Origin of the sequence: Streptomyces sp. NBC_00080 (genome assembly GCF_045041255.1) — a bacterium.
Classification (GTDB): Bacteria; Actinomycetota; Actinomycetes; order Streptomycetales; family Streptomycetaceae; genus Streptomyces; species Streptomyces coriariae.
Genome location: NZ_CP108235.1, coordinates 6,247,266 through 6,269,193, shown reverse-complemented (window position 1 = coordinate 6,269,193; position 21,928 = coordinate 6,247,266). Strand labels below are relative to the sequence as shown.

The 21,928-nt window shown below is 72.7% G+C and carries 22 protein-coding genes; 4 read left to right on the top strand and 18 right to left on the bottom strand.

Annotated elements, in window-relative coordinates:
* Positions 1-4 precede the first annotated feature (4 nt).
* Both OHU34_RS28010 and OHU34_RS28005 read left to right on the top strand, forming a co-directional pair.
* Entirely contained in the window at positions 5-1,315 is a 1,311-nt protein-coding gene (locus tag OHU34_RS28010) for an ammonium transporter (protein ID WP_142264250.1), read from the top strand.
* Positions 1,312-1,650: a P-II family nitrogen regulator gene (locus OHU34_RS28005; protein WP_142264251.1), complete on the top strand. Its 339-nt coding sequence runs from the start codon at positions 1,312-1,314 to the stop codon at positions 1,648-1,650. Before OHU34_RS28010 ends, OHU34_RS28005 begins: the two co-directional genes overlap by 4 nt.
* On the opposite strand, the gene OHU34_RS28000 is transcribed toward OHU34_RS28005, so the two are convergent.
* From OHU34_RS28000 to OHU34_RS27940, 13 genes are all read right to left on the bottom strand, one after another.
* Entirely contained in the window at positions 1,647-2,663 is a 1,017-nt protein-coding gene (locus OHU34_RS28000; protein ID WP_142264252.1) for a WxL protein peptidoglycan domain-containing protein, read from the bottom strand. The two genes, OHU34_RS28005 and OHU34_RS28000, sit on opposite strands and share 4 nt — an antisense overlap.
* A 173-nt stretch (positions 2,664-2,836) precedes the next feature.
* On the bottom strand, positions 2,837-4,180 hold the full coding sequence (locus OHU34_RS27995; RefSeq protein ID WP_200839678.1) for a beta-xylosidase: 1,344 nt from the start codon (positions 4,178-4,180) through the stop codon (positions 2,837-2,839).
* Between the two features lie 171 nt (positions 4,181-4,351).
* On the bottom strand, positions 4,352-4,828 hold the full coding sequence (locus OHU34_RS27990; protein WP_057600003.1) for a hypothetical protein: 477 nt from the start codon (positions 4,826-4,828) through the stop codon (positions 4,352-4,354).
* Positions 4,829-5,105: 277 nt separating this feature from the next.
* On the bottom strand, positions 5,106-5,459 hold the full coding sequence (locus OHU34_RS27985; protein ID WP_142264253.1) for a cytidine deaminase: 354 nt from the start codon (positions 5,457-5,459) through the stop codon (positions 5,106-5,108).
* A gap of 36 nt (positions 5,460-5,495) precedes the next feature.
* Positions 5,496-5,855 carry an MmcQ/YjbR family DNA-binding protein gene (locus OHU34_RS27980; protein WP_142264254.1) on the bottom strand — a complete coding sequence of 120 codons (360 nt, stop codon included), beginning with the start codon at positions 5,853-5,855 and terminating at the stop codon, positions 5,496-5,498.
* Positions 5,856-5,859: 4 nt separating this feature from the next.
* Positions 5,860-7,167, bottom strand: a complete 1,308-nt coding sequence (locus tag OHU34_RS27975) for a hemolysin family protein (protein WP_142264255.1) — start codon at positions 7,165-7,167, stop codon at positions 5,860-5,862.
* The gene (gene ybeY / locus OHU34_RS27970; RefSeq protein ID WP_142264256.1) at positions 7,164-7,661 is read right to left on the bottom strand and encodes an rRNA maturation RNase YbeY; all 498 of its coding nucleotides are present in this window, start codon (positions 7,659-7,661) and stop codon (positions 7,164-7,166) included. Before ybeY ends, OHU34_RS27975 begins: the two co-directional genes overlap by 4 nt.
* A gap of 13 nt (positions 7,662-7,674) precedes the next feature.
* Positions 7,675-8,733 carry a PhoH family protein gene (locus OHU34_RS27965; protein WP_028806498.1) on the bottom strand — a complete coding sequence of 353 codons (1,059 nt, stop codon included), beginning with the start codon at positions 8,731-8,733 and terminating at the stop codon, positions 7,675-7,677.
* A 160-nt stretch (positions 8,734-8,893) separates the two neighbouring features.
* Positions 8,894-10,075: a carbohydrate kinase family protein gene (locus tag OHU34_RS27960; RefSeq protein ID WP_142264257.1), complete on the bottom strand. Its 1,182-nt coding sequence runs from the start codon at positions 10,073-10,075 to the stop codon at positions 8,894-8,896.
* A gap of 172 nt (positions 10,076-10,247) precedes the next feature.
* Positions 10,248-10,739: a hypothetical protein gene (locus OHU34_RS27955; RefSeq protein ID WP_142264258.1), complete on the bottom strand. Its 492-nt coding sequence runs from the start codon at positions 10,737-10,739 to the stop codon at positions 10,248-10,250.
* A gap of 111 nt (positions 10,740-10,850) precedes the next feature.
* A complete protein-coding gene (locus OHU34_RS27950; protein WP_268267494.1) occupies positions 10,851-10,979 on the bottom strand; it encodes a hypothetical protein in 129 nt (42 codons plus the stop codon).
* A 61-nt stretch (positions 10,980-11,040) separates the two neighbouring features.
* Positions 11,041-12,330 (bottom strand): glucarate dehydratase family protein, encoded by a 1,290-nt coding sequence (locus OHU34_RS27945; RefSeq protein ID WP_405768851.1) that lies wholly within the window; start codon positions 12,328-12,330, stop codon positions 11,041-11,043.
* The gene (locus OHU34_RS27940) at positions 12,327-13,265 is read right to left on the bottom strand and encodes a 5-dehydro-4-deoxyglucarate dehydratase (RefSeq protein ID WP_142264260.1); all 939 of its coding nucleotides are present in this window, start codon (positions 13,263-13,265) and stop codon (positions 12,327-12,329) included. Before OHU34_RS27940 ends, OHU34_RS27945 begins: the two co-directional genes overlap by 4 nt.
* 117 nt (positions 13,266-13,382) lie before the next feature.
* Here OHU34_RS27940 and OHU34_RS27935 point away from each other — a divergent pair, with 117 nt between their 5' ends.
* Positions 13,383-14,165, top strand: a complete 783-nt coding sequence (locus OHU34_RS27935; protein ID WP_142264261.1) for an IclR family transcriptional regulator — start codon at positions 13,383-13,385, stop codon at positions 14,163-14,165.
* A 185-nt stretch (positions 14,166-14,350) separates the two neighbouring features.
* The gene (locus OHU34_RS27930) at positions 14,351-15,628 is read left to right on the top strand and encodes an MFS transporter (protein ID WP_405768847.1); all 1,278 of its coding nucleotides are present in this window, start codon (positions 14,351-14,353) and stop codon (positions 15,626-15,628) included.
* A 34-nt stretch (positions 15,629-15,662) separates the two neighbouring features.
* Here the strand turns inward: OHU34_RS27930 and OHU34_RS27925 are convergent, their stop codons facing one another.
* From OHU34_RS27925 to OHU34_RS27905, 5 genes are all read right to left on the bottom strand, one after another.
* Positions 15,663-16,652, bottom strand: coding sequence for an adenosine deaminase (locus OHU34_RS27925; protein ID WP_230195762.1), 990 nt, complete (start codon positions 16,650-16,652; stop codon positions 15,663-15,665).
* A 20-nt stretch (positions 16,653-16,672) separates the two neighbouring features.
* On the bottom strand, positions 16,673-17,578 hold the full coding sequence (locus tag OHU34_RS27920; protein ID WP_405768844.1) for a ribonuclease Z: 906 nt from the start codon (positions 17,576-17,578) through the stop codon (positions 16,673-16,675).
* A 6-nt stretch (positions 17,579-17,584) separates the two neighbouring features.
* The gene (locus OHU34_RS27915) at positions 17,585-17,938 is read right to left on the bottom strand and encodes a histidine triad nucleotide-binding protein (protein ID WP_054244874.1); all 354 of its coding nucleotides are present in this window, start codon (positions 17,936-17,938) and stop codon (positions 17,585-17,587) included.
* Between the two features lie 197 nt (positions 17,939-18,135).
* Positions 18,136-21,336: a S41 family peptidase gene (locus OHU34_RS27910; RefSeq protein WP_267019967.1), complete on the bottom strand. Its 3,201-nt coding sequence runs from the start codon at positions 21,334-21,336 to the stop codon at positions 18,136-18,138.
* 45 nt (positions 21,337-21,381) lie between these two features.
* Complete coding sequence (locus OHU34_RS27905; protein ID WP_142264265.1) at positions 21,382-21,882, bottom strand: hypothetical protein; 501 nt, start codon at positions 21,880-21,882, stop codon at positions 21,382-21,384.
* Between the last annotated feature and the right edge of the window lie 46 nt (positions 21,883-21,928).

Genomic DNA, 21,928 nt, shown 5'->3' with positions numbered 1-21,928 from the left:
TCCCGTGACTCTGGCCGCCGCCCACGCGAACACCGGCGACACCGCCTGGCTGCTCGCCGCCACCGCCCTCGTCCTGCTGATGACCCCGGGTCTCGCCCTCTTCTACGGAGGCATGGTCCGCACGAAGAGCGTCCTCAACATGCTCATGATGAGCTTCGTGTCGATCGCGCTGGTCACGGTGGTGTGGCTGACGGCCGGCTACTCGCTCGCGTTCGGCGACGACGTCGGGGGCGGGCTGATCGGCGGCCTCGAGCACGCCGGGATGGCGGGCCTCGGCCCGGACAGCGTGCAGGGCACGGTCCCCACCCTCCTGTTCGCCACCTTCCAGCTCACCTTCGCGATCATCACGGCCGCACTGATCAGCGGCGCGATCGCGGACCGGGCGAAATTCGGCGCCTGGCTGGTCTTCGTGCCGGTCTGGGCGCTCCTCGTATACGTTCCCGTGGCGCACTGGGTGTGGGGCCCCGGTGGCTGGATCCTCGACCGGCTCGGCGCCCTCGACTTCGCCGGCGGCCTCCCCGTCGAGATCACCTCGGGTGCCTCGGGGCTGGCGTTGTGCCTGGTCCTGGGCCCGCGCCTGGGCTTCAAGAAGGACGCGATGCGTCCGCACAACCTCCCCATGGTGATGCTGGGCGCGGGTCTGCTCTGGTTCGGCTGGTTCGGCTTCAACGCGGGCTCGGCACTGGGCGCGAACGGTCTGGCGGCGGCCGCCTTCCTCAACACCCTCGCCGCGGGCTGCACCGGTCTGCTCGGCTGGCTCTTCGTCGAGCAGCGGCGCGACGGTCATCCGACGACGCTGGGCGCGGCGTCCGGCGCGGTCGCGGGCCTGGTGGCCATCACGCCCTCCTGCGGCTCGGTCTCCCTGCTCGGTGCCCTGGTCGTCGGCCTCGCGGCCGGTGTCGTCTGCTCCTATGCGGTGGGCTGGAAGTTCAAGCTGAACTATGACGACTCCCTCGACGTGGTGGGGGTCCACCTGGTCGGCGGGATCATCGGCACGCTCCTCATCGGCGTCTTCGCGGTGGACACCATGACCGGCGGCGCCGAGGGCCTCCTCTACGGCGGCGGACTCGGTCAGCTCGGCAGGCAGCTGGTCGCCGTGGTCGTCGTGGGGGGGTACGCCTTCACCGTCACGTACGGCATCGCCAAGGTGCTCGACAAGGCGATCGGCCTGCGCGCGCACGAGGACCACGAGCACTCCGGCCTGGACCTTACGGTGCACGCCGAGACGGCATACGATCACGGCGTCCTGGGCCACGGCGCCCCGGTCGGCTCGCACTCCGTCCTCTCCGCCCAGAAGGTCAAGCCACAGGAATGAAGCTCATCACCGCGATCGTCAAGCCCTACCGCCTCGACGAGGTCAAGACGGCCCTCCAGGAGCTCGGCGTGCACGGCCTGACCGTGACCGAGGCCAGCGGCTACGGCCGGCAGCGCGGCCACACCGAGGTGTACCGGGGCGCCGAGTACCAGGTCGACCTCGTGCCCAAGGTGCGCATCGAGGTCGTCGTCGACGACGCGGAGTCCGAGGCCGTGATCGACGCGATCGTGCGTGCCGCGCATACCGGGAAGATCGGTGACGGCAAGGTGTGGGCGCTGCCGGTCGAGACGGTCGTGCGGGTGCGGACGGGGGAGCGGGGGCCCGACGCGCTTTAACCTCCGGCGGTTCGGCTCAGTTTCGGCTGCGGGTCCGCCGGGGCCGGTCGCGCAGTTCCCCGCGCCCCTGGGCGGCTGGGCCCTGCGGGCCCTCGCCGCCTTCTGATCAGGAACCACCCCCCTGCTGCGATCGCCGCCGCCGCTGTCCCCACCACCAGCCACGGCACCGCCACGAAGGACGCTGTCGCCGACTCCTCGGTGTTCTTGGCGGTAGCCGTCAGCTTGACGTCGGTCCAGTCGAGCTGGGGGGCGTCGCGCCAGCGTTCGGTGAGGCGGACGCGCTGGCCCGGGAGGAGCTGGGAGGGGAGCTTCGTCAGGTCCCGGGCAAGGAGCGTGCGGCCGAACAGACCGCTCGCCTTCAGCTCCACCTTCGGTGCGAGGGTGACGTTGCCGGTGTTGTGCAGGGTGTAGGAGATCGTCGCCGTGCTGTCGCCGAGGCCGGGGACCAGCGGCTGGTCATGTCCGACCGTGACGTTCTCGACGGCGAGCGCGGGCAGCGTGGGCCCGCCGACCTGGAGGTAGACGCGGGCGCCGACGGCCCGCTGGACGCCCAGCGCGACCCCGCCGTCACCCTGCTCGACCCGTTCGTCGAGGGCGACGATGGCCCCCGGATGGTCACCGGGCTCGGCCCCCTCGGGCACCCGGACGGTGAACGGCACGGTGACCGTCGCCCGGCCGGGCACGGTGACCCGGTCCTTCGGCAGCTCGGCCCAGGCGCCCACGCCGCGCATCTTCTCGCCGAGCGACTTCACGGCGAACCCGCCGTCGCGCGCGGTGTTGTAGGCGTCGGCCGCGTACAGCCGGAAGGTGAGGGGCTCGGCCGTCTTGTTGGCGACGACGACCTTGTCCTCGATCGTCTGGCCGGGATCGGCGGAGACGTAGAAATAGGGCCGCGCGGCGACGGCCGAGGAGACGGGGTAGACCGACCAGCTGCCGTTGTCGGCGGCGCGGGCGGGGGTCGCGAGCGTCAGGAACAACAGCAGCGGCAGGAGGAGGACGTACGGCTTGCGCATGGGTGCGGACCCCCCAGCGGACGGGCCCCGGCAGGCGGGCCCCGGCGAACGGGCTTCGACGAGCGGGCTTCGACGAGCGGGCTTTCACGAACAGGCTTCGAGGGCTGGGTGGTCGGGCGGGTGCGGACCTGTGGGGCGGGCGCCCGGCCACCGGTGGACGTGGTGCGTACGGCTCAGGTGAGCGTGAGGGTCAGGACGCCGGCGTAGCTGCCCGGAGGCGTGAACGACGGTACGTCGAGGGACAGTTGGGCGCCGGTGGTGAACTCGCCGCCGGTGGCCGTGCCGTCGGGTGTGGACGCCAGGGTCGCCCCCGCGGCGCCGACCGTGCCCGCCGAACCGGCCTGACAGGTGCTCGGGCTGCCCGCCTTGGTGGTGCACGCGGGCGTCCAGCTCAGCTTGCCGGCGTCGATCTTGGCGCCGGGGCCGCTGAAGTCGGTGACCTTGCCGGTCAGGGACCAGCCCGCGGGTCCGCCGCGGAAGTCCTTGACGGTCACGGTCTGGAGCGCGCCGGTCGAGGCCCCGCCCTGGCCGAAGTCGACCGCGGACAGCTGGACGGCGTCCCCGGCCTGGGACATCGACAGCGTGCCCGCCCGGACCGTGGTGGTCACCTTCTGGCTGCCCTCCGGTACGGGCTGGTCGTCGATGACGACGTACGCGACCGGCCCGGCACCGAGGTCCGAGCTCCACGCGCCGCCCTCGTACGCCACGACACCGGTCGTGGTGAGGTCGCTGACGACGAGCGAGCCGGAGATGCCGCCCTGCGCGTTGGCGGTCACGGTCGCCGTGTCCGCGGTCTGGGCGGACGCGGAGCGCCCGGCCAGCGTGACGGTCGCGCCCGCGGTGAAGCCGCTGCCGGTGACGGCGACGGCCGCGCCCGGACTGCCGGAGGCCGAACCCAGCGAGATCGCACGGGTGTTGGCCGGCGGGTTGTCGGCGGCGGTGACGGTCTCCGAGACCGGGGCGGGCGGGTTGGTCACCGTGCAGGGGGTGTCCAGCTCCAGGATGTAGCTGGTGTGGATGTTGTAGTCACCGGGCGAGAGGGTGATCGCGCCGGGCGTGGTGACCGTGAAGGTGCCGGTCATGGAGAACGACGGGAAGGCTCCCCTGCCGGGTACCGGGGGGTTCTGCCTCGGCCCCGTGACCGTGACGCTGCCGGTCTGCGCGCCACCGAGGGTGACCTTGCCCGTCGGCGTCATGATGTCGGCCGGCAGGGCCAGGTCGGTGGGGTTGCTCGCGGCGGGCGTGACCACCGTGTACGTGACGGTGACGGTGTCGCCGACCTGCGGACTGGTGTTGTCCGCCGTGATCTTCGCGGTGGTGGTGCCGTCGATCGGCGGGAGGCCCGCGATGGCCGGCGGGATGCAGTGCGTGTCGAAGTCGACGTTGGACGCGGCGACGGCCGGGGCCGCCGCCAGCGCCCCGCCGGCGGTGACCGCGAGCGCGGTCGCCCCGAGCAGCGACGCCCAGCGCCGTCTTCGGGAACCTCGGGTGCTTCCGGAACTTCGGGGTGAACCCATGTTGCCCCCTCCTCCAGGGTGCGGGCGCAGCGGCTCTTCTGCGCCGACAGGGGGCATTGAGGTGCGGATCGCGTGAGAAGTCAATGGACATCACGTGGTGAACTGATGGGCCGTCAGCTCTCCGGTTCAGCCGGAAAACTGACGGCCTGTCGGCTCAGTTTCCAACCGCTATCAGCTGAACACGAACGGACCCGGCGCCTGTGCCGCGTTCGCCGTACAGGTGACGGTGATCCCGAAGACGACCATCTTCAGGGAGCCGCCGTAGAAGTTCAGGCTGTCACCGGAGGCCACGGTCCCGTTGAGCGGACCGACCGTGATCGGGTCGCCGGTGGCCATGGCGGGGTTCACGGCGCCGGAGAAGACCCTGGCGGCACCGGTCGAGTTCGCCATCGTGAGCGTGGAACTGATGCTGTTCGCGCCGATCGGGATCGGCGCGGTGATGGCGGTGGACGACAGTTTGAGGGTGGCGGCCGTACCCGTCTGGGTGGCCGTGAGGGTGGCTGCGCCGCCTCCGAAGAGACCGCAGTTGGCGGTGACGGTCGCCGTCAGCGGGGTGACGGCGACAGCCGAGGGCGCGAGGGCCAGTCCGGTGACCGCGAGGGCCCCGACCAGCATTGCCGCACCTGATCCGATTCGCTTGCCTCTCATGGGATCCGCTCCCTTCCCGAATTCGGGAATCCATGTGGGGGGTGGATGGACGGGAGATGCCGACGGACCACCGCCCGGGAGGGATGGGTGCGGACACCCTGCCCAGGTGGAGATCTGACGTCCGGATCCGACATCCGGATCCGACGTCAGTATCTGACGGTCCGTCGGAACTTGCGGTTCCATTGATGCGCGAGCGATGCGAGAACGGCAAGGTTGAAAACCGGCCTACCTCCGGCGTGCCTCCGGCGACCCGCCGTGGACCGCCCCGGGCCGGCCGTCAGCCCGCGGAGACGGTGTGCCGCACGGTCCCGTCCGGCGCGGCCACCAGCACCGGCGTCCCCACCCCGCCGAGATCCCGCACGGCGGCCAGATCAGCCTCGTCGGCCGTCTCCGACGCGGTCACCACCGCCGCCGCCTCCAGCGACTCCGCCCCCGAGGCCACCGCCATCGCCACCGCCGTCCGGAGCGCGCTCAACCGCAGCGACGGCAGCTCCACCGTCGCCGCGACATAGGTACGTCCGGTCTCGTCCCGTACGGCGGCCCCCTCGGGCACACCGTTGCGGGCCCGCGCGGAGCGGGCCAGGGTGACGATCTTGCGGTCCTCGGGGTCGAGCGCGTTGCTGTCGGTCATGCCCCGAGCATACGAAGAACCGATCCGCGCACCGCGTCAGGGACGGTCGAGCCGCAGCCGCTCGGCCCGCGGCAGACCGGCGACCACCAGGTCGTAGGAGTCCTCGACGAGCTCCCGGACCAGCCGGTCCGGGAGCTCCCCGTCGACCGTCACCGTGTTCCAGTGCCGCTTGTTCATGTGCCACCCGGGGACGATCAGCCCCTCGTGCTCCCCGCGCAGGCGCACCGCGTCGTCCGGGTCGCACTTGAGGTTCACCGTCAGCGGCCGCGCGTCCAGGGTCGTCAGGGCGAACAGCTTGCCGCCGACCTTGAAGACCGAGATCTCCGGCCGGAAGGGGAAGTCCTCCACCGCCGCGTTGAAGGAGAGGCACAAGGCGCGCAGTTCCTGAGGTGTCACTCCGTCACTCCGGTTTCGTCTCGTCCTGTGGCCGGTCCGCCGCTTCCAGCGGCTCCACCAGCACCGTGACGATCTTGTTGCGGCGACCGGCCGCGGCCTCCGCCGTCAGCCGCAGCGCGCGCCCGTCCGGCAGGTCGACCACGCTCGACGCCCCGGCGATGGGCACCCGGCCCAGCGCCTTGGCGAGCAGCCCGCCGACGGTCTCCACGTCCTCGTCGTCGTACTCCTCGAGGCCGTACAGCTCGCCGAGGTCGGTGATGTCGAGGCGGGCGGTGACCCGGTGACGGTCGTCGCCGAGTTCCTCCACCGGCGGGAGTTCACGGTCGTACTCGTCGGTGATCTCGCCGACGATCTCCTCGAGGATGTCCTCGATGGTGACGATGCCGGCCGTGCCGCCGTACTCGTCGATGACGACGGCGACGTGGTTGCGGTCCTGCTGCATCTCCCGCAGCAGGTCACCGGCGTTCTTGGTGTCGGGCACGAAGGCGGCGGGCCGCATCGCCGTCGACACCAGCTCGCCCTCGGCGTCCCGGTTGATGTGCGTCTTGCGGACCAGGTCCTTCAGATACACGATGCCGACGATGTCGTCCTCGTTCTCCCCGGTCACCGGTATGCGGGAGAAACCGGAGCGCAGGGCGAGGGTCAGCGCCTGGCGGATGGTCTTGTACCGCTCGATGACGACGAGGTCGGTCCTCGGGACCATGACCTCGCGCACGAGGGTGTCGCCGAGCTCGAAGACGGAGTGCACCATGCGGCGCTCGTCGTCCTCGATCAGGGACTCCTTCTCGGCGAGGTCGACCAGCGCGCGCAGCTCCGCCTCGGAGGCGAAGGGACCCCGGCGGAAGCCCTTGCCGGGGGTCAGCGCGTTGCCGATGAGGATCAGGAGCGACGGGATCGGGCCCATGATCCGCGCCAGCGGGAGCAGCACGTACGCGGCCGCCGTCGCGGTGTTCAGCGGGTGCTGGCGGCCGATGGTGCGCGGGGAGACGCCGACGGCGACGTACGAGACGAGGACCATCACGCCGATCGCCGCGAACAGGGCCCCGGTCGTGCCGTCGATCTCCTGGAGGCAGGCGTAGGTGACCAGCGCGGCGGCCGCCATCTCGCAGGCGACGCGGACCAGCAGCGCCACGTTCAGATAGCGGGTGGGGTCGGCGGCGATCTGCGCGAGCTTGGCGCTGCCCCGTCGGCCGGACCGTACGGCCTCCTCGGCGCGGAAACTGGAGACGCGCGCGAGGCCCGCCTCCGCGCAGGCGGCGAGCCAGGCGACCACGACCAGGGCGATCGCGCCGGCGACGAGGGTGAGGCTCATGAGACGGTCGGGGCCGGGGACGGGCCGGTCAGGCCCTTCTCCGCACGCCAGCCGTCGACGATGGCGGCCTGCAGACCGAACATCTCGGCCTTCTCGTCGGGCTCCTCGTGGTCGTACCCCAGCAGGTGCAGCACCCCGTGGACGGTGAGCAGTTGGAGCTCCTCGTCCATGGAGTGCCGCGTCGGCGCCTCGGTGCCCTGCCGGGCGGCGACCTCGGGGCACAGCACGATGTCGCCGAGGAGGCCCTGCGGGGGCTCGTCGTCGTCCTTCGACGGCGGACGCAGCTCGTCCATCGGGAAGGACATGACGTCCGTCGGCCCCGGCAGGTCCATCCACTGGATGTGCAGCTGCTCCATGGCATCGGTGTCCACGACGATCACCGAGAGCTCGGAGAGCGGGTGGATGCGCATCCGCGCGAGCGCGTAGCGGGCGATGTCGAGGATCGCCTGCTCGTCGACCTCGGTTCCGGACTCGTTGTTGACGTCGATCGACATGGTGCTGGCTTGTCTACTTCCGCTTGTTACGGCCGCCCTTGTGGGTGCCGTTCTCCGTACCGTTCTCGCTGTCGTACTGCTCGTACGCGTCGACGATACGGCCGACGAGCTTGTGCCGGACGACGTCCTGCGACGACAGGCGGGAGAAGTGGACGTCGTCGAGCCCCTCCAGGATGTCCTGAACCTGCCGCAGACCCGACTTCGTGCCGTTCGGCAGGTCGACCTGGGTCACGTCACCCGTGATCACGATCTTCGAGTCGAAGCCGAGCCGGGTGAGGAACATCTTCATCTGCTCGGGGCTCGTGTTCTGGGCCTCGTCCAGGATGATGAAGGCGTCGTTCAGGGTACGGCCACGCATGTAGGCCAGCGGGGCGACCTCGATCGTGCCCGAGGCCATCAGCTTCGGGATCGAGTCCGGGTCCAGCATGTCGTGCAGCGCGTCGTACAGCGGGCGCAGGTACGGGTCGATCTTCTCGTACAGCGTGCCCGGGAGGAAGCCGAGCCGCTCCCCCGCCTCGACCGCCGGGCGGGTCAGGATGATGCGGTTGACCTGCTTGGACTGGAGGGCCTGGACCGCCTTGGCCATGGCCAGGTAGGTCTTGCCGGTACCGGCCGGGCCGATGCCGAAGACGATCGTGTGCTTGTCGATCGCGTCGACGTACCGCTTCTGGTTGAGGGTCTTGGGTCTGATGGTGCGACCGCGCGAGGACAGGATGTTCTGGGTCAGAACCTCGGCCGGGGTCTCCTGGCCGTCACTCGTCCCGTTCTCACTCGCCCGCAGCATGGCGATCGAGCGTTCCACTGCGTCCTCCGTCATCGGCTGTCCGGTGCGGAGCACCAGCATCATCTCGTCGAACAGGCGCTGGACGAGAGCGACTTCCCGTGGGTCGCCGACCGCGCTGATCTCATTGCCCCGGACATGGATGTCAGCCGCCGGGAAGGCCGTCTCTATCACGCGCAGGAGGGAGTCTCCGGATCCCAGCACCGTCACCATGGGGTGCTGGGCGGGAACGGTGAACTGTGCTCTCGCCTTGCCCTGCGCGGGCGTGTGAGCTGTGGGTGTCTGAGTCATAGGCCGGCCCGAGGGCCTCTACGTCCTCCCGGATGCGTCTCGCCTGCCACGAGGGCGGCCTGGCGAGTTCAAGGGTACGCCAGGGGACTGACAACGCCGTAGGGCTTTTCCGGGTCCGGCGAGGGGGCGGACGAGGGGGCCGGCGACCGCGTCCCGGCCGCTATGCCGAGCGGCCGAAACCGATCGTCGGCACCGCTCTGCGCAACGGCCACGGGCCGGCCTCCTCGGCCGCCGGGAGCAGCGCCGGGAGCAGGGCGTCCAGGAACGCGTACCTCAGCAGCGCCTCGGGGTCCTGGCTGTCGACCGACTGGACCCTGCGCCACCAGGCCGCGATCTCGGGCCAGCCGGGGGCGGAGAGCGAGCCGCCGAACTCCTGCACGGAGAGGGCCGCGGTGAGGCCGGCGAAGGCGAGGCGGTCGGCGAGCGGCCAGTCGGCCAGCGTGCCGGTGACGAAGCCGGCCACGAAGACGTCCCCCGCGCCGGTGGGGTCGAGGGCCTCGACGGCGATGGCCGGGACCTCGGCGGACTCGCCGGTGCGCCGGTCCACGGCGTAGGCGCCCTCCGCACCGAGGGTCACGACCGCGACCGGTACGTGCTCGGTGAGGGCGTGGGCGGCGGCGCGGGGACAGGTGGCGCCGGTGTAGCGCATGGCCTCCTCCGCGTTCGGCAGGAAGGCCTCGCAGTGCGCCAGGTCGGTGAGGCCGGCCAGGTCCCAGGCACCGGTGTCGTCCCAGCCGACGTCGGCGAAGATGCGGGTGCCGCGACCGGCGGCCCGCTCGATCCAGGGGGCGGGCTTGCCGGGGGTGAGGGAGGCGACGGCGGCGCGGGCGTGCGGCGGGTGCTCGGGCGCCCCTTCCTGCGTCAGCACGGCCTCGACGGGCGGTTCGTGGCCGTGGGAGACCATGGTCCGCTCGCCCTCGTAGGCCATGGAGACGGTGACCGGCGAGTGCCAGCCGGGGACGGAGCGCGAGGCGCTGAGGTCGATGCCCTCGCCCTGTTCGAGGGCGTCCCAGCAGTACTCGCCGTAGTGGTCGTCCCCGAAGGCCGCGGCCAGGGAGGTGCGCAGGCCGAGCCGGGCGAGCGCGGTGGCCATGTTGGCGACGCCGCCGGGGCTGGAGCCCATTCCGCGCGCCCAGGACTCGGTCCCGCGCACGGGGGCGGAGTCGAGCCCGGTGAAGATGATGTCGAGGAAGACGGTGCCGGTGAGGTAGACGTCCCACGGCGGATCGTCGGGGGCGCGCCGGACTGCCAGGGGGTCGACCCGGGCAGCCTGGCAGATCTGGCCGGCCTTGCCGGTCCGGCGGTGGTGTCCCTCTCCGGTGGACGCGTTGGACGCGGTCACGGTGCGCTCCCTGACGTGGTGCCGATCTGGCCAGTGTGCACCACCCCACCGACAACACGCGGTCCGTCACACGCGAGCCGGGGACAACCACCCTTCGGTACGCAGCGGGGGCGGGAGATGCGGAGGGGACGGGATGTGCGGGGTACGGGGCTGCTGAGGTACGGAGATCACCTCAACCGCCGCGGACAGCGCCTTCCGGCCACACCACGTCCACCGGCAGGCCCGCCGCCCGCGCTTCGAGGACGGTGTCGGCGGTGCCGCCGCCCCGGCCGGAGGGCGGTTCGCCGTTCCACACGGCGACGAGCCGGTCGGCGCGTTCGATCAGTACGGTGTTGGCGGCCTCGTACGCCTGCCGGCCGGCCTTCTCCCGAGGCAGGACGAGGATCTCCGCGGCGGCTTCGAGCAGGCGGTCGAAGAGGGGGACGTCGGCGGGCCCCACCTGGCTCAGCCGGTAGTCCCGCGACGGGACGACGACCGTCAGGCGTCCACCTGCCGCGAGGACGGCCTCGGCGAACAGCAGGTCGGCGCCCCTGGCGAGGCAGGAGACGCCGACGAGCCGGCCGTCGTGGGCGTACCGCCCGAGCAGGCCGTCCAGGGCCGAGCGGACCAGGGGGAGGCTGTCCTCGGTCAGGTCCATGTGCCCGGTCACCGCGATGATCGTCACGTCACGCGTCCCCTTCGCCTCGCCGACCGGTCGGCGCCGGACGGCAGCCGGGCCGCGGCGGTCGGGCGCGGATCGTACCGCGCCTCCTCGGCCCCGCCCGGCGCCGTTCCGTCAGGCCGTGGCCGGGCGCGGGGGCATCGCGCGGGCGGCGCCCGGGGTGGCCTCGGGGGCCGGGGGCGCCGGGGCGGCCGGGTACTTCGCCGGGCGGGAGCGGACGGTTTCGGGGACTGCTGCTGACACGAGCGGCTCCGATCGCGGCCAGGGGATGGGGAGTTGCCGGTGCGGGGCCACCGGCGCGAAGTCACCAGCGGGGGACGGCCGGGGTGACCCAGTCGGGGTCGGCCAGGCGCATGGCCGCCGCGTCGTCGCGCTCGCGCAGGGCGCCGTCGTCGTCGAGCCAGCGCCGGTGCAGGAACCGGAGCTTGTCCCGGTCGAGTTGGACGCCGAGGCCGGGCGCGTCCGACACGGTGACCTTGCCGTCGTCGAAGGTGAGGCGTTCGGTGAGGACGTCCTCCGACTGCCAGGGGTAGTGGGAGTCGCAGGCGTGGTGGAGGTCCGGCACGGTGGCCGCCACGTGGGTCATGGCGGCGAGCGAGATGCCCAGGTGGGTGTTGGAGTGCATGGAGATGCCGACGCCGAACGTCCGGCAGATCTCGGCGAGTTGCCGGGTGTTGCGCAGTCCGCCCCAGTAGTGGTGGTCGGAGAGGACGACCTGGACGGCGTCGCGGGTGAACGCCTCCTTGATCTCGGCGAACGTCGTCACGCACATGTTGGTGGCGAGCGGCACGTCGGTCTGCGCGGCCACCTCGGCCATGGCCGGGGTGCCGAGGGCCGGGTCCTCCAGGTATTCGAGGATGCCGCCGATCTCGTCGGCCACCTTGAGTGAGGTCGCCACGGACCAGGCGCCGTTGGGGTCGAGCCGCAGCGGGTGGCCGGGGAACGCCTCGGCCAGCGCCCGTACGGCGGCGATCTCCTCGTCCGGCGGGAAGACGCCGCCCTTGAGCTTGAAGGAGGTGAAGCCGTAGCGCTCCTTGAAGCGCCTGGCCTGCTCGACCACCCCGGCCGGGTCGACGGCGGCGCCCCAGTCGTCCTTCTCCGCGGGGACGCCCTCGGGGTGGTCGGCCCACTTGTAGAAGAGATAGGCGCTGTATTCGACCGCGTCGCGCACCTTGCCGCCGAGCAGGGTGTGCACGGGCAGGCCGAGCGCCTTGCCGAGGGCGTCGAGGCAGGCGACCTCGAAGGCGGAGACGACGGACAGCCGCAGCTTGTCGGCGGTCTGCACGCCGCGCAGCCCGCCGACGTCCACCTGCCCGGAGACCCGGGAGCTGTCGACGGCCACCTCGTCGGCGACGGTGAACAGGCCGTTCAGGTCGCTCACCGGGCGGCCGTGCAGCTTCTCGGCGAACGGGTGGGCCAGTTCCAGGTACTTGGTGTCGCCGTACGTCTCGCCTACGCCCGTGACCCCGTCCGCCGTCTCGACCTCCACGATCAGCCGGGGCGTGTACGGCTGGTGCACGCCCTGGGTGTTGAGCAGCGGCGGGTCGGCGACCAGGATCGGGGTCAGGCGGACGTCGGTGATCGTGAGGTTCACAGCGCGGCTCCTACGAGGTCGAGGCCGGCGCTCAGGAGGGCCCCGAGTTCGGCGAGGTCGGTGGGCGAGGGGTCGGTGAGCGGGGCGCGGACGGGTCCGACGGGGCGGCCGCGCAGCCGGGCCGCCGCCTTCACCAGGGACACGGCGTATCCCGGTACCCGGTCGCGGAGTTCGACGAGTGGGACGTAGAAGTCGCGCAGCAGCCGGTCCACCGACTTGTCGTCGCCGTCGCGCAGCGCGGTGAAGAAGGCGTTCGCGATCTCCGGGGCGAAGGCGTGGACGGCGGAGGAGTAGGCGGGGACGCCGACGGTGGCGTAGGCGCGGGCCTGGATCTCGGCGGTGGCGGCGCCGTTGAAGAAGAGGAAGCCGTCGGGCGCGGCGAGGGTGAGCCGCTGGAGGCGGTCGAGGTCGCTGTGGCCGTCCTTGAGGCCGATGACGCCCGGGATGGCGGCGACCCGCCGCAGCGCGGCGGCGGTGAAGGTGACCTGGCCGCGCTGGTAGGCGATGAGGGGCAGCCGGGTGCGGGCGGCGAGCTGCTCCAGCTGGGCGACGAGGCCGTCCTGCGGGGCGGCGACGAGGTAGTGCGGCAGGACGAGGAGGGCGTCGGCGCCGGCCTCCTCCGCGATGCGCGCGAACCGGGCGGCCTGGGCCCAGCCGTAGCCGACCCCGGCGACGACGGGCAGGCGGCCGCCCGCCTCCTCGACGGCGATCGTGACCACCTGGCGGTACTCGTCCTCGTCGAGGGAGAAGAACTCTCCGGTGCCGCAGGCGGGGAAGACGGCGCCGGGTGCGGTCGCGATCTGTGCCGCGACATGCGCGCGGAAGCCGTCGGGGTCGAGGGAGCCGTCGTCGTGGAAGCTCGTGAGCGGGAACGACAGCACCCCCTGTGCCATGCCGTCCCTCAGGCGTCGGACCGTTTCCCTGTCGAGGCTCACCCTCGGTCATCTCCCTATGTGGATGTCATCTACGTATGAAGATGGAGGTTAGATACGCGAACGCTGACCGTCAATGGGTGCGCGCTCCCCCGACCCGCACACCCTTACGATCGGCACATGTCGGAGACAGGCGGCGTCCGCGAGGTGAAGTCCGCGGCGCGCACGGTCGAGCTGCTGGAACTGCTCGCGGCGCGCGGCGACCGGCCGGCGCGGCTCCAGGAGCTGGCGGACGAGCTGGGGGTACCGCGCAGCTCGATGTACGCGCTGCTCCAGACCCTGATCAGCCGGGGCTGGGTACGCACGGACGTGACCGGCTCCCTCTACGGCATCGGCATCCACGCCCTGCTGACCGGCACCAGCTATCTCGACTCCGACCCGCGCGTGCGGCTGGTGCGGCCCTACCTCGACGAGGCGTCCGAGGCGCTGGGCGAGACGATCCACCTGGGCCGGCTGGACGGCCGGGGCGTGGCGTATCTGGCGACGCGCGAGTCGCACGAGTACCTGCGCACGATCAGCCGGGTCGGGCGGCGGCTCCCGGCGCACGTCGGCGCGCTCGGCAAGGCGCTGCTGGCGCAGCGGCCGGACAGCGAACTGCCCGAGGGGCCGTACGAGGCGTTCACCCCGCACACCCGCACGAGCCGGCAGGCGCTGCTCGACGATCTCGCCGGGGTGCGGGCGCGCGGGTACTCCGTGGACCGCGAGGAGGGCGTCCTCGGCATCGTCGGGTTCGGGTTCGCGCTGCGCTACGACACCCCCGCGCAGGACGCGGTCAGCTGCTCGGTGCCGGTGGCCCGGCTGACGCCGGAGCACGAGGGGCGGATCGTCGCGGTGATGCGGGAGATCAGGGCGAAGATCGAGGCGACGGCACCGGGTTCCGGCGGCGCCGCCGACTGGCGTTGACGCTCGCCGTTACCCGCTCTCCAGCGCCCCAAAACGCATGGTGATCCACATCACTCACCCTGCCCTTCAGCTCGCACCGCGTGCTTGATACAAATTGCCCGCGCGTTCCTGTCCGTCGACGGTCGGCGCCCCACCCCTCCTCCGGCCCCTTCCGAGCCGTCCCTTTCGCATGCCCTGGAACGCCCGTGTTCGCCCCACGCACCACCCTGCCCTGGCCCGTCGTCGCCCTGTTCACGGCCGGGTACCTCGCCCCCTATCTGCTGCCGACCGTGGTCGGCCGACTGGACGCCGGGCTGCCGCTGTCCGCCACCGAGGCCGGAGCCGTCGGCAGTGCGCTGCTGCTCGGTTCGGCCGCCGCCGGGTTCCTGCTCGCCTCCCGTGTCGAGCGCATCGGGGCGCGGACCCTCGCCCGGATCGGCCTGACCCTCGCCGTGCTCGGCTACGGCGGTGCCGCCCTCGCCGGTGGGGTGACCGCCGTCATCGCGGGCGCGGTCCTCGGCGGCTTCGGCTCCGGCACGGTCACCACGGTCGCCGCCACCCGGATCGCCGCCCATCCCGACCCGCACCGCGTCTCCACGGCGGGCCTGCTCGGGGTCTCCGCGCTCGCGGGCGCCGTCTACCTGACGGTGCCGCACCTGGGCGCGGGGCACGGTCAGCCGCTGGCCGCGATCGCCCTCACCGCGCTCGCCGTCTGGCCGCTGACGGGGCGTCTGCCCGGCCGGGCGGCCCCGGTCCGGACCCGCCGCGAGGACCGGTCGCGGCTTCCCCGGCTGCGGGCCGGACTCGTCCTGGCCGCCGCCATGCCCTGCTGGTCGCTGGTCCAGAACTCCCTCTGGGGCGTCAGCGGACGCATCGGCCTGACCCAGGCGCACCTCACCGAGGCCGGCGTCGGTGTCGTCTTCGCGGTGGCGCTGGGAGCCGGGCTCACGGGTGTGCTGGGCGCGGGGGCGCTCGGGACGCGGCTCGGGCGGGCGGTGCCCATCGGCGCCGGGACCGTCCTGATCGCCGGCTGTGTCGTCGCCAGCGCCTCCGCTACCGGGCCGGTGAGCTTCGCGGCCGGCGAGATCGCCTGGAACACGCTCTACCCGATCGTGCTGTCGTACCTGATCGGACTGGCCGCCTCGCTCGACCCGCGCGGCCGCTGGGCGGTGCTCGTCGGGTCGGCGTCCTCACTGGGGACGGCGGCGGGGCCGCTGACCGGGAGCGTGCTGTCGGCGTGGGCCGGGTTCCCGGTGATGGGCCTGCTGCTGGGGGCCGGGCTGCTCGTCGTCGCGGTGCCGATGACCGCCGTAGCCCTGCGCACGGGCGGCGGCCCGCAGGTCGCGGGCTCGGTGCGGCGGCGCGGCCGTACCCCGGAGCCGCAGGTGGTGGAGATTCCGGTGGAGGGCTCGGCGGTACCCGTCCGGGACGCGTACGGCACGGCCGGACCCCGGCGGGCGGGTGCCGCGCCGGGATCAGGCTGAGACCGCCCGCCCGCCGGGCGTGACCGGGACCGGCCTAGAACCTGTAGGCGTCGACCTCCGCGAGATACCGCGCCCGCCGCTCCTCGTCGTCCTCCAGGAAGGAGGCGACGAAGGAGTTGCGGGCCAGCTCGCGCAGCCGCTCCTCGCCCAGGCCCAGGGCGGCGCCCACGGCGTCGAAGTTGTCGCCGGCGTATCCGCCGAAGTAGGCCGGGTCGTCGGAGTTGACCGTGCACAGCAGCCCTGCGTCGAGCATGGCGGGCAGCGGGTGGTCGGCGAGGACGTCGACGGTGCGCAGCCGCACGTTGGACAGCGGGCACAGCGTCAGCGGGATCCGCTCCCGCACCAGCCGCTCGACGAGGGCCGGGTCCTCCATGCACCGGAGCCCGTGGTCGACGCGCTCCACGCCGAGCACGTCCAGGGCCTCGGTGATGTACTCCGGCGGCCCCTCCTCGCCGGCGTGCGCGACGCGCCGCAGTCCCAGAGCGGCCGCCGCCTCGTACACCTCGCGGAACTTCACCGGCGGATGCCCGACCTCGGCGGAGTCCAGGCCCACACCGGTGATCCGGTCGAGGTGGGGCCGCGCCGCCTCCAGCGTCTCCAGCGCCGATTCGGCGGACTCGTCGCGCAGGAAACACAGGATCAGACGGGTCGAGATGCCGTGCTCGGCCTCACTGCCGCCCAGCGCGCGCCACAGCCCGTCCACGACCGTGCCCATGCTCACCCCGCGGGCGAGGTGGGCCTGCGGGTCGAAGAAGATCTCCGCGTGCCGCACGCCCTGCGCGGCGGCCCGCGCGAGGTAGGCGTTCGCGAGGTCCTCGAAGTCGCGCTCGGTGCGCAGGACCGCCATGAGCTCGTAGTACAGGTTCAGGAACGACTGGAGGTCCTCGAACTGATACGCCTTGCGGAGCTCGTCCGTATCGGCGTACGGCAGTGCGACCCCGTTGCGGGCGGCCAGCTCGAAAGCCAGCTCGGGCTCCAGGGTTCCTTCGATGTGCAGGTGCAGTTCAGCTTTGGGGAGGGGCATCAAAGCATCGTACGACCGTTTTATCGGCGTTTCGGAACCGGCACCCGCAGCAGGTCGTGCGCCACGGTCAGCTCGCCCTCGAACCCGGCCGCCCGCGCCTGCCGCTCGAATTCCTCCGGCTCCGCGTAGCGCTGGCTGAAGTGGGTGAGGACGAGATGCCGGACCCCGGCGTCACGGGCCACCCGGGCGGCCTGACCGGCGGTCAGATGACCGTGGTCGACGGCGAGTTGCTCGTCCTCGTCGAGGAAGGTCGACTCGATGACGAGCAGGTCGGCGCCGTCGGCGAGCGCGTGCACGCCCTCGCACAGCCGGGTGTCCATGATGAACGCGAACCGCTGTCCGGTCCGCACCTCGCTGACCTCGTCCAGCGACACCCCGCCGATCGCACCCTCCCGCTGGATCCGGCCGACGTCCGGCCCCTTGATGCCGTGCGCGGCCAGCTGCTCGGGCAGCATGCGGCGGCCGTCCGGCTCGACGATCCGGTAGCCGTAGGACTCGACGGGGTGGGAGAGCCTGGCGGCTTCGAGACGGTAGGACGCGGTGGTGGCGAGCACCCCGTCCGCGTCCACCGGGACCTCGGTGATGCCGACGGTCTCGCGGTAGGCGGTGGAGTAGCGCAGCCGGTCGAAGAAGCGCTGCCCGGAGCGCGGATAGTGCGCGGTGACCGGGTGCGCGACCTTGTCCAGGTTGATGCGCTGGATGACACCGGCGAGACCGAGGGAGTGGTCGCCGTGGAAGTGCGTGACGCAGATCCGGTTGAGGTCGTGCGCGGCGACCCCGGCGCGCAGCATCTGCCGCTGGGTGCCCTCGCCCGGGTCGAAGAGGACACCCTCGCCGTCCCAGCGCAGCAGGTAGCCGTTGTGGTTGCGATGCCGGGTGGGGACCTGGCTGGCGGTGCCGAGGACCACCAGTTCACGTACGGACACGGCGGCCTATCCGGGGGGCCAGTGCAGGCCCCGGCCGCCGACGACGTGCGCGTGGGCGTGCCAGACGGTCTGACCGGCGCCCGCGCCGGTGTTGAAGACGACGCGGTAGCTCTCCAGCTTGTCCTCGTCCGCGACCGCCTGCGTCTCGCGCAGCACGTCGGCGGCGAGCTCCGGCGCGCCGGCGGCCAGCGCCGCGGCGTCCCGGTAGTGCGCCTTCGGGATCACCAGGACGTGGGTGGGCGCCTGCGGGTTGATGTCCCGGAAGGCGATGGTCGTCTCGGTCTCCCGCACGATCGTCGCCGGGATGTTCCCCGCGACGATCTTGCAGAACAGACAGTCGTCCTGCGGTTCCCCTGCCATGCGGGTTCCTCCTCAGACGGTTGATCAGTACGGGGGCATGGTAGCGGGGGGCTGCCGCCCCCCGGGTTTGCTCGCCCTTCTCCCCACCGAGTCGGGATGGGGGTCCCCCCGCGCGAGCGCAGCCGAGCGTGGGGGAGGGTGGGCACAGGTCCGGGGGTCCAGGGGGCGGAGCCCCCCGGACGGGACGGCAACCCGGCTCACGGCAGAACGGGCGGGACCTTCGCCGGGGTCTCCTCAAGAGCGGCCAGCGCCAGCGAGACCGCCTCGTCCAGCTGGACGTCCCGCTCCGCCGCGTAGTCCTGGGGGGCACAGACCACCTCGACGTCCGGGTCGACACCGTGGTTCTCCACGCCCCACTCGTACCCCTCCAGCCAGAACGCGTACTTGGGCTGCGTGACGAGCGTCCCGTCGACCAACCGGTACCGGCTGTCGATCCCGATCGTCCCGCCCCACGTGCGCGTGCCCACCACCGGCCCGATCCCGAGCGCCTTGATCGCCGCGTTGACGATGTCCCCGTCGGACCCGGAGAACTCGTTGGCGACGGCGACGACGGGCCCCCGGGGCGCGTCCTCCGGATAGCTGGACGCCCGCATCCCGCGCGGCAGGTCCCAGCCGACGATGCGCCGGGCGAGCTTCTCGACGACCAACTGCGAGGTGTGCCCGCCCCGGTTCTCCCGGACGTCCACGATCAGCCCCTCCCGCGCCACCTCCACCCGCAGGTCACGGTGGATCTGGGCCCACCCGGGCGCCTGCATGTCGGGCACGTGCAGATACCCCAGCCGCCCGCCGGAGGCCTCGTGCACGTACGCCCGCCGGTCCGAGACCCACGCGTGGTAGCGCAGCGCCTCCTCGTCCGCGACGGGGACGACGACGGCGTGCCTCGGCTCGCCCCCGCCGGACGGCGAGATCGTCAGCTCGACGACCTTGCCCGCGGTGCCGACGAGCAGCGGTCCGGGCCCGGCGACCGGATCCACCGGCTGCCCGCCGACGGCGACGACGGCGTCACCGGCCCGCACCGCGACGCCGGGCGCGGCGAGCGGGGAGCGTGCGTCGGGGTCGGAGGTCTCCGAGGGCAGGACCCGGTCGATACGCCAACTGCCGTCCTCGTGACGGGAGATGTCGGCGCCCAGCAGACCCTGCCGGGCGCCGCCGCCGTGGCCGCCGCGCGGCATGACGTAGGCGTGCGAGGTGCCGAGTTCGCCGTGCACCTCCCACAGCAGGTCGACGAGGTCGTCGTGGGTGGCGACCCGTTCCAGCACGGGCCGGTAGCGGTCCAGGACGCCGTCCCAGTCGACGCCGCCCAGGTCGGGGCGCCAGAAGTTGTCCCGCATGATCCGGCCGGTCTCGTCGAACATCTGCCGCCACTCGGCGGCCGGGTCGACGGTGCGGCGGATCCGCCCGAGGTCGACGGTGATGTTGCTGTCGCTGTCCTCGTCACCGGAGGCGCGCCGGTCGCTCGGGACGACCTTGAGCTTGCCGTCGGTCCACAGCAGCAGCCGCTTGCCGTCGCCGCTGACCTCGAAGCCGTCGGCGTCGGCGGCGAGGTGCTCGATGCGCTGCTGGGCGAGGTCGTAGCGCTCCAGTTCGGTGTGCGGGTCGGGGTCGTCCGGGGTGGCCCGGGAGGCGCCGAGGACACCGCGCACGGGGTGCCGCAGCCACAGCACGCCGTCCTTCGCCGCGGCGAGCCCGGAGTACCGGCCGGCCTCCACCGGGAAGGGGACTATCCGGTCGGCGAGGCCTTCGAGGTCGATACGGGTGGTCGGGGTGCCCTCGCTGTCGGGTGTCTCGTCCTTGTCGGGGGCCTCGAAGGGCCTGCCGTGCCGCTGCGGGCCGAAGGGGGACGGGGTCGTCGCCGCGAGGGTGATGAGGTGCGGGCGGGCCCCGGCCACGAAGGACAGGTCGAAGACGTGCTCGTCGTAGACCGGGTCGAAGGCGCGTGCGGAGAGAAACGCGAGGTGCTTGCCGTCGAGGGTGAAGGCGGGCGCGTAGTCCCGGAAGCGCAGGGGGGTCGCCTCGGTGACCGACAGGTCGGTGACGTTGGCGAGCTTGAGCTGGCTGAGCGGGCGCGGCCCGGGGTGGGACCAGGCCAGCCAGGCCGAGTCCGGCGAGAAGACCAGGTCGGACACCTCGCCGTCGGGGCTGCTGTCGACCTCGCGGACCTCACCGGTCTCCCGCTCGACGAGCAGCAGCCGCCCGTCGTGCGCGGCGACGGCGGCCCGGCTGCCGTCGGGTGCCATCGCGAGCTCCAGGACCCGGCCGAGCCGTCCGGCGGCGAGCCGGCGCGGAGTGGCACCGGGGGCCGTGCCGGTGGCCGGGGCGAACTCCAGCGCGTCCTCGCCCTCGGCGTCGGTCACCCAGACGACCCACTCCTCGCCCTCCGTGCGGAAGGTGCGCGGCAGCCGGGCCCGGACGCCGGGTTCGGCGGCGAGTGCGCGGGCGGGTCCGGAGCGGTGGGTCACCCAGTGGACGGCGCCGCGCACCTCCACGGCGCTGCCCCGCGCGGTGTGGTCGGGCGCCGCTCCGCCCAGCCAGCGGGAGGCGGCGACGGGATACGGGCGGCGGTCGGTGCGCTGCCCGCCGAGGCGGATGTCGAGCCGGCGCGGTTCGGCCCCGTCGAGGTCGTCGAGCAGCCACAGCTCGCCCGCGGACATGTACACGACCCGGGTACCGTCACCGGCGGCGTGCCGCGCGTAGAAGCCTTCGAGCGGGGTGTGCCGCCGCAGGTCCGACCCGTCGGCGAGGGAGGAGTACAGGGCTCCCGTGCCTTCGTGATCCGACAGGAACGCGAGACGCTCCCCCGCCCAGACGGGGTGTTCGATGTTGCCGTCCAGCTCCTCGTGCAGCCGGACGAACTCCCCGTCGCCCTCCCGGTCGATCCACAACTTGCCCGCCGTACCGCCCCGGTAGCGCTTCCAGTGGGCGGCCTCGCGTCCCATCGGCGCGGACAGCACCACGGTGTGCGGGCCGTGCGCGACCGTGCCGACCGGCCCGTACGGCAGCGTCGTCGCCGGTCCGCCGTCGACCGGGACGGCGCGGGCCCAGCTGCGGCGCAGGGTCGCCTGGTCGTAGGTGCTGACGGCGAGGACCCGGCCGTCCGGGGTCCAGCCCCGCACCCGGGTCTGCCAGCTCCCCCAGTACGTCAGCCGGGTCGACGGGCCGCCGTCGACGGGGGCGATGTGCACCTCGGGGGCGCCGTCGCGGGTGGAGGTCCAGGCCACGGTGGTGCCGTCGGGCGAGATACGCGGCAGGGTGACCGGCACGTTGTCGGCGCTGACCCGCCAGGCGCGGCCGCCGTCGAGGGGGGCCAGCCACACGTCGTCCTCGGCGGCGAAGGCCACCGACTCGCCGTGCAGATGGGGGTATCGGAGGTATGCGGCAGGCGTCGCGGGCTGTGTCACCGAATCACTGTATGCACCGGCGGGACCGCAGGTCAGGGGTTTCGATCACTTCTTTCCGCCGCCGCCCCCGCCTCCGTCCCCGCTCACCGTCTCGGTGACCGTGACGGTCACGGTGACCGTCGGCCGCCCGCCGGGCCGGTCGGACTCGGACGGCTCGACCGGCGACGGCGTCGCGGACTTGCAGTCGCCGAGACCGCTCACCCGGAACAGCTGCTTCTTCCCGACGACGGCGGTGAGATCCCCGCGCACACAGGCCCCGTCGACCGCCCGCGCGACCTGACCCTCGACCGTGATGTCCCGCCCGTCCGCGGTCTTCCCCTGACAGTCCACGGCGGCGACGGTCCCCGCCTTCTCCTGGTCCTCGTACCGAGCCGTGCAGGTCAGCCAGCGCACGTCCACGTCCCGCCGCTGGATCTCGGCCGTCGCGGCCTCGTCGGTGGTGTACGCCACGGACATGCTGCTCAGCCCGCCCGGCTCGCACGCCACGACGCCCACCGCCGCCACGGCCACCGACGGGAGAAGCCAAATGCGCCTCAACGCCCCCATGGACCGCAGCGTGCCACTCGGGCGGGCGGTGCGGTAGCCCGTATGC